This is a genomic window from Marinobacter sp. UBA2498 (assembly GCF_002341575.1).
Lineage (GTDB): Bacteria > Pseudomonadota > Gammaproteobacteria > Pseudomonadales > Oleiphilaceae > Marinobacter > Marinobacter manganoxydans.
Map to the genome: position 1 here is coordinate 36,441 of NZ_DDOI01000102.1, position 7,288 is coordinate 43,728.

Annotated in this window: 5 protein-coding genes; 2 read left to right on the forward strand and 3 right to left on the reverse strand. The window is 59.2% G+C overall.

The window, feature by feature from the left end; genetic code table 11:
• Positions 1-1,229, forward strand: a 1,229-nt coding sequence (locus B2W52_RS14395; RefSeq protein WP_286803650.1) for a sensor domain-containing diguanylate cyclase, incomplete at its 5' end; no start/stop codon positions are given.
• 55 nt (positions 1,230-1,284) lie between these two features.
• Positions 1,285-1,656, forward strand: a complete 372-nt coding sequence (locus tag B2W52_RS14400; RefSeq protein ID WP_053113416.1) for a VOC family protein — start codon at positions 1,285-1,287, stop codon at positions 1,654-1,656.
• Between the two features lie 41 nt (positions 1,657-1,697).
• Here the strand turns inward: B2W52_RS14400 and B2W52_RS14405 are convergent, their stop codons facing one another.
• From B2W52_RS14405 to ptsP, 3 genes are read right to left on the reverse strand one after another with little or no spacing between them, the layout of a single operon-like run.
• Positions 1,698-3,461, reverse strand: coding sequence for a PTS fructose-like transporter subunit IIB (locus tag B2W52_RS14405; protein ID WP_053113415.1), 1,764 nt, complete (start codon positions 3,459-3,461; stop codon positions 1,698-1,700).
• On the reverse strand, positions 3,458-4,423 hold the full coding sequence (gene pfkB / locus B2W52_RS14410) for a 1-phosphofructokinase (RefSeq protein ID WP_053113414.1): 966 nt from the start codon (positions 4,421-4,423) through the stop codon (positions 3,458-3,460). The genes B2W52_RS14405 and pfkB overlap by 4 nt, the downstream gene beginning before the upstream one ends.
• Positions 4,423-7,254, reverse strand: a complete 2,832-nt coding sequence (gene ptsP, locus B2W52_RS14415; RefSeq protein WP_286803651.1) for a phosphoenolpyruvate--protein phosphotransferase — start codon at positions 7,252-7,254, stop codon at positions 4,423-4,425. Before ptsP ends, pfkB begins: the two co-directional genes overlap by 1 nt.
• Positions 7,255-7,288: the final 34 nt, after the last annotated feature.

A 7,288-nucleotide genomic window follows, 5' to 3' on the forward strand; every position in this document is an offset into this window, starting at 1 on the left:
GGGAATACAACCTGGACACCGGCGAAATCATTTTTAATGAACGCTGGGCCACCATGCTGGGTTACACCCTGGAAGAGCTTTCGCCATTGTCGTTCCAGACCTGGGAAAAGCTCAGTCATCCCACCGATATCGAGTCAGCAAACCAGGCATTGACCGCGTACCTGAGCGGTGATGCCCACCAGTTTGAATGCGTGGTGCGTATGCTTCACAAGGACGGAGACTGGCGTTACATCCACACCCGCGGGACCCTGTTCAACAATGACCAGACGGCAGAAAGCCGTTGGCTGATGGGTACACATCTTGATGTCACGGAAGAGAAAGTTTCCCAACACCAGTTGCAACAGCTTGCCGAATCTCTCCCGGGGGTCATTTATACCTTTACCCTCAACAAAGATGGCAGCTTTCACTTCCCCTACATGAGTCGCAAGGCCAAGGATTTTTATGGCTTAACAGCAGAGGAAACCCGAACCAACCCGGAACGGATGTTTGAAGCCATTCATACGGAAGATATTTCAAGAGTCCACGAAACCATAGAGCGCTCCCGCAAGACGCTAAGCGAATGGGTTTGCGACTACCGGATCATCAAGGACGGCGAAATCCGATGGCTAAGAGGTGTCTCCCAGCCGGAGAGAAATCCGGACGGCAGCACTACCTGGCACGGTGTTATTACTGACATCGACGATCAGAAACGCCTGGAATTCCAGCTGGAAGCTTTGACGATTACCGATGAACTGACAGGGCTCTATAACCGGAGATACCTGCTCAGAAAGCTTGAGGAACTGGAAGAACAATCCGCCCGTTACGACCATCCTTTCTCATTACTCTCCCTGGACATTGATTTCTTCAAAAGCGTCAACGATTCCTGGGGCCATCTTACCGGCGATACGGTATTGCGCACGGTGGCCAATCTGATCGAAACACGGACTCGCAAGACTGATATTGTCGCCCGAACCGGGGGGGAGGAGTTTATCGTTCTGATGCCTCACACCACGTTGAGTGATGCCCGCCATGTTGCCGAATCCCTGCGTATCGGCATGGAGACGGAGAGCTTTGTCAGCGACGATGGCACCCCTTTCAATGTTACCTTGAGTGCCGGGGTCGTATGCTGGAGCAGAAGTATAAACGGTGTTCGGGAGCTGTTGTCAGCCTGCGATCAACTGCTTTATCAGGCCAAGAGAGCGGGCAGAAATCAGGTGGTAGTCAGCGAAATCGGCGCTGAAAAGAGCTGACAGGCAAAAAACAGCGTATTCTGGCTCTCCACACAACCATGAACGGAGAAAGAGTATGATCGGATACGTCACCCTTGGCGTCAGTGATATGGAACGAGCAAAGGCATTCTATGCCGATTTGTTAAGCGACCAGGGGGCCAAGGTGCTTCTGGACATGGGCCGCATCGCTTTTATCGGCAAAAGCATGAGTGCCCCCATGCTCGCGGTGTGCGTTCCCTTCAATGAAGAACCCAACCATCCCGGCAACGGCAATATGGTCGCCCTTCCCGCGGGTTCCAAAGAGAATGTGGATGCCATGTACAAGAAAGCGATCGAGCTTGGTGCTACCTGCGACGGTGAGCCCGGGCAGCGAATCCCGGACCAGTTCTACGGCGCCTATGTGAAAGACCCGGACGGCAACAAGCTGGCGTTTTTTGTATTCGGTTGATTAATTGCGGCCCTCGCCCGAGGGCCGCAATTTTTACATTTTCAGCTTACCGCTGTCGCCACTTCCGCCTTGCCAGTTTTCAGCAACGCGTAACCGAAACCAATCACCAGTGATCCCACCGCAATCGCAATCAGGTAGGGCAATACCGCACTCACCGCGTTCGGAATGGCAAGCACAAACAGCCCGCCATGGGGTGCCATCAGCTTGACGGTGAACAGCATCGACAAACCACCGGTAATTGCGCCACCGATCATACACACCGGGATAACCCGCAACGGATCCTTTGCCATAAACGGTATTGCACCTTCCGAGATGAAGCACAATCCCAGGACAAATGATGCCCGTCCGGCCTGGCGTTCCGCCTCTGCAAACTTTCGCCGGGCGATGAAAGACGCCACACCCATGCCGATAGCCGGTACCATTCCTGCCGCCATGATGGCAGCCATGGGTGCCGAGCCGCCGCTGCCCTCAGACAGCAGTCCCACGCCGAAAGTATAGGCCGCCTTGTTGACAGGCCCTCCCAGGTCAAAGCACATCATGGCGCCCAGAATGCCACCAAGCAGGATCGCATTGGTCGTTCCCATGCCCTCGAGGAATCCGGTCAGGGCGCCCATGATGGCAGCCATGGGCTCTCCAATCACATAGATCATCCCCAGGCCGGTAACCAGACTGGCCAGCAAGGGAATGATGAGGATCGGCTTCAGTGATTCGATGCTCTCGGGCATTGGCAGTTTCTGGCTGATAAAGCGCGCTACATAACCAGCGAGAAAACCCGCAACAATACCGCCGAGGAATCCGGCTCCCAGTTCGCCCGCCAGAAACCCACCGATCATTCCCGGCGCCAGGCCGGGACGGTCGGCAATCGACCAGGCGATGTATCCGGCCAGCAACGGAATCATCAGTTTGAAGGCGGTGCCACCACCAATCTGCATCAGGGCGGCAGCCAGCGTGCCTTCCTCCTGAAACGCTTCAATCCCGAATACGAAGGACAGGGCGATCAGCAAACCGCCAGCAACCACCATGGGCAGCATAAAGGACACGCCGGTGAGCAGGTGCTTATAGGGGCCCCGCTTTTCGCCGCTTCCGGCACCACTGGTAGCTTTCTGCTGGCCGCCTTCAAAAACCACGGCCTCGGCCAGGGCATCACGGATGGTATCGGAGGGTTTTTTCAGGGCGGCACCGGTCGAGGTCCGCCACACGCGCTTGCCGGCAAAGCGTCCCGGGTCCACCTCGATATCACAGGCCAGGATCACCACGTCGGCAGCGGCGATTTCTTTGGCAGTTAGAGGATCCTGGGCGCCAACTGAGCCCTGGGTTTCTACACGGATCTTGTGGCCAGCGGATTGCGCCGCGGCGGTCAGGGCCTCTGCCGCCATAAAGGTATGGGCGACGCCAGTGGGGCATGCAGTAACGGCAACGATCCGCTTACCGGCAGAGGTACTGCCGACAGCGGTACTGGTTGCTATAGATTCCTGACTGGCCATTGCCGGGTCCCAGGGTGTGGCCTCCGCCTGCGCCCGGGAAAGGATGGCGTCTGGGTCTGGCAGGGCAGCGGTGACCGGAATCTGCAGCAAGCGTTTGCCGGCATAGACATCCAGATTTACCGGAACACCGACCGCGGCAATAACAAGATCGGCCTGTTGGATTGCCGCTTCGCTGGGCTTGTTGTCGGCTTTACCATCCGGGCCTCGAGTATCGGTGGTAACAGACCAGCCGCGCCGGTTCGCCGCCCGCTCAAGGGCCCGGGCGGCCAGGAAACGAGTCGCCACGCCCTGGGGGCAGGCGGTCACAATGATCAGATTCATAACCGTATCTCTCCGGTGTTGTTTTGCCCGGGCCATGGCTGCACCCGGGTTTGTTGGAGAAGGGAGGGAAAGTCCGGGGCCCCGGGGTCTCCGACACCAATGTGTTGCACACATTCGGCAGACAAAGCCGTGGCGAACGCCAACACTGTGTCTTCAGACTGTCCACCAAGCACGCCATGGAGCATGCCTGCGAGCAAGGTATCGCCGGCGCACACGGTGCTGACCAGCGAGACCGGGGGTACCCGGGACCTCAGGATGCCGGCCGGTGACGACCAGAACACGCCGTCTGCACCCATGGATACCACCACGTCGGACACGCCACCGGCACGGATGCCGTCAACCGTAGCTGCCACTGAGGCCAAATCCTTCAGGGGTGTGCCGGCCCAGTCAGACAGCTCGTCCGTGTTGGGTTTGATGGCGTAGGGACCAGCTTTGATGCCGGCCTTCAGGCCCGCGCCACTGGTATCCAGCCATACCGGTTTGTCTGCTTGGGAAGCTTGCTCGACAAGGTTTGCCAATCCAGAAGGCGGAAAGCCATCTGGCAAACTGCCTCCGATGACCACCGCGTCGCATTCCGGCAGCAGGGATTTGAGGCGGAGTTGAAGGCGCTGAACTGCGTCATCCGGGACCCGGAAACCGGGGCCATTCAGATCGGTTACCCGGCCGCCAGCCTCAGCAATCTTGATGTTGTTTCGGTTCTGGCCGGGAACGCGTACAAAACTGTCCTGCAGGCCCTCTGCCTCAAACAGACGTTCAAAGGGCGCAGCATTGGCGTCTCCCAACAGCCCTGCAACGGTGACCGAATGGCCCAGACGCGCCAGCACCCGAGCTACATTGATGCCTTTTCCGGCCGGCTCCATCAGGGTATGACCTGTGCGATTTACCTCTCCGAGAGCGAGGGGCGCCGTTTCAACACTCAGATCGAGAGCCGGATTCAGGGTGATTGTCAGGATACGGGCCATCACCAGGCCTCCAGGGCATCACGTACCTCGGACGCCGTCGCCAGAGACAGCGCCTTTTCAGCCTGTTGTCGGGCGTTTTCAAGGTTCAGACCGCGAATACAGGCCTTCACCAGGGGCACCCGACGACTGGTCACAGACAGTTCGTCGACATCCAGCCCGACCAGAACCGGAATCGCCTGGGGATCTGAGGCCAGCTCCCCGCACACCCCGACCCAACGGTTGTGGGCATGGGCAGCTTCCACGGTCATCCGGATCAGCCGCAATACCGAGGGGTGCAGTCCATCCGATTCCGCGGAGAGCTGCCCATGGCCGCGGTCGATGGCCAGTGTGTACTGGGTCAGGTCATTGGTACCTATCGAGAAGAAATCCACTTCCGGCGCCAGGGTCGAAGCCAGCAAGGCACAGGAGGGCACTTCAATCATCACGCCGACCTGAACATTACTGGCCGAAACCTCGCTCTGGACTTTTGTAACAATGGCCCTGGCTGCTCGGAACTCCTCGAGATCCTTCACCATGGGGAACATGATGCGAAGGGGGCGATCACCTGCCGCAGTCAGCAGGGCCCTGACCTGGGTTTCCAGAATGTCCGGGCGGGTCAGTGACAAGCGGATGCCACGCATGCCCAGAAAAGGGTTGTCTTCCTGGGGTAACGGCCAGTAATCCAGCGGCTTGTCGCCACCCACATCCAGGGTACGGGCTACCAGGGGCAAACCGTCCAGGGCATCGAATGCGTGCTGGTATTCAGTGACTTGAGTGGCCAGATCCGGCGCTTCCGGATGGGCCATGAAAATGAACTCGGTTCGAAGCAGGCCAACACCGTCGGCGCCCCGTTCAACAGCATCCGGGGTGTGGGCGGTGTTGCCGAGATTGGCGCAGACTTCGATGGTATGGCCATCTACGGTGGTAGCAGGTTGATTGCGGTTCTCATGAGCTTCGGCCTGCAACGCGTCCAGTTGTTGCAGACGGCGACGGATCTTCTCGCAGCGTTCGGCCCCGGGGTTCGGCACCAGGCAACCCCGTTCGCCATCCACCACCAGATCGGAGCCATTCAGGATTGTCAGTATTCGCTCACCGGCACCTACGACCGCAGGCAGCCCCAGGGCTCGGGCCAAAATTGCACTGTGGGACGTCGCTCCCCCGCGGGCTGTGACCAGGCCACGCACCCTGGTGGTATCCAGCCGAGCCACATCCGATGGCCCGAGATCGTCAGCCACCAGGATATAAGGAGTGTCCGGCGGCGTCGGCATGGCCACGCCACAGAGGTTGGACAGGACCCGGCGCCCAACATCCCGCAGATCCGCGGCACGTTCGGCCAGCAAACGGTCCGCCAGCGCTTCCTGGGCCCTGGCCGCGGTATCTATGGCTTTCCACCAGGCTGCTTCGGCGGACGCCCCTTCGTTGATCGCTTCCAACGTAGCCTGGTAGAGATCTTCGTCCTGAAGCATTTCCACGTGTACCGAGAGAATAGGCGCGGCTTCGCCGCCTTCCGCCTGACGGATCAGGGTTCGAAGCTGACCGTCAGCACTATCGACGGCCTGGTTGAGGCGCTGGATCTGTTGTTCGCTATCTTCTGCAAATTGCGGATATTCAAGGGTCGGCTGTCGCATGACGAAAGCCGGTGCCAGCGCCAGTCCGGGAGATGCGGCAACCGCTTTAACCGGCTGATCATCCGTCAGTGCGGGAGCCTGTTCGGCTTCAGGCACCTTGGTTTGCGGACCCGCAGACCGCAATGGAGAAACTTTTTCACCCAGGCCGCCTTCAATGGCGCTGGTCAGAGACTGAATGGCCTGGCTTGCGTCATCCCCAGTCGCCGAAAGCACCAACGTCTGGCCCCTGCGGGCGCCCAGGCCGATCACCCGAGTCAGGCTGGTAGCGGATACTGCGGCACCTTCGCCTTCCAACAGGCGCAACCGAATACTGGCATTGTGGCGACGCGCCTCCTGGACGAGTTGCTTGGCGGGTCGCGCGTGTAGGCCATGGGTATTCAACAGGGTGACTTTCGCCGTCACTGCATCGGCCGCCTCGCCGGAAAGCCTTGCCAACAAGGCCTCAGCACTCAGGCCCTGAATAGGTTCATCACCAGCCAGGAAAGTATCGATGCGCTCCAGCAGGTCATGGCACTCATCACCGGGTCCGGCCAGACAGAACACCCCACGCAGTTCCGCAGTTGCACGCTTTGGTGTTGCCAATGAAAGGGTCGGGCGCCTGGCGCCAACAGTGTGGTGGGTCAGCCAGAAGCCCTGACCAAGATCCACCGGCGGTTGGCCGACAATGCTGGCCAGAAAATCCGTGTCGACGCACCGCAAACTCTGCAGACGTGCAGCTGCAATCAAGGCCAGTTCGTTCGGTGTGGAGGCATCTATTCCGAGACAGAGCGTCTCGCTGTCGCATTTGGCAACGGCCGGAGCTTTGGAAAGCAAGGCAACCAGTTCCGCGGCATCCGTAGCATGGCCCAGCTTCTCAGCCAGTCCTGGCTTATCCAGTACCCGGGTCAAATGGCGGAGAATATCCAGGTGCTCGTCGGACTGTGCAGCGATGGCCACCAGTACATTTACCCGCGCACCATCGTGCCAGGTGACCCCCTCGGGGAATTGAAGAATGCGAACACCGGTTTCAAGGACGGCATCCCGGCTTTCCGGTGTACCGTGGGGAATGGCGATGCCGTTGCCCAATACCGTGGAAGACTGTTGTTCACGGGCGTTCATTCCAGCCAGGTATTCCGGGCAAGTCCGGCCAGCGCGCTCAAGGTCTCGAGCAGCCTGTTGCAGTGCGTCCTGCCAGTCAGAGGCAGTGGCACCCAATCGAACGTCATTGGCAGTTAGCGTCAGCATGAGGTTGCCTCGCTTTTTGTTTTGATACTGCGTA

Bases quoted from the DNA above. Each gene is read 5' to 3' on its own strand.
- B2W52_RS14400 (WP_053113416.1), top strand. From the start codon at position 1,285: ATGATCGGATACGTCACCCTTGGCGTCAGTGATATGGAACGAGCAAAG.
- B2W52_RS14405 (WP_053113415.1), bottom strand. From the start codon at position 3,461: ATGAATCTGATCATTGTGACCGCCTGCCCCCAGGGCGTGGCGACTCGT.
- pfkB (WP_053113414.1), bottom strand. From the start codon at position 4,423: ATGGCCCGTATCCTGACAATCACCCTGAATCCGGCTCTCGATCTGAGT.
- ptsP (WP_286803651.1), bottom strand. From the start codon at position 7,254: ATGCTGACGCTAACTGCCAATGACGTTCGATTGGGTGCCACTGCCTCT.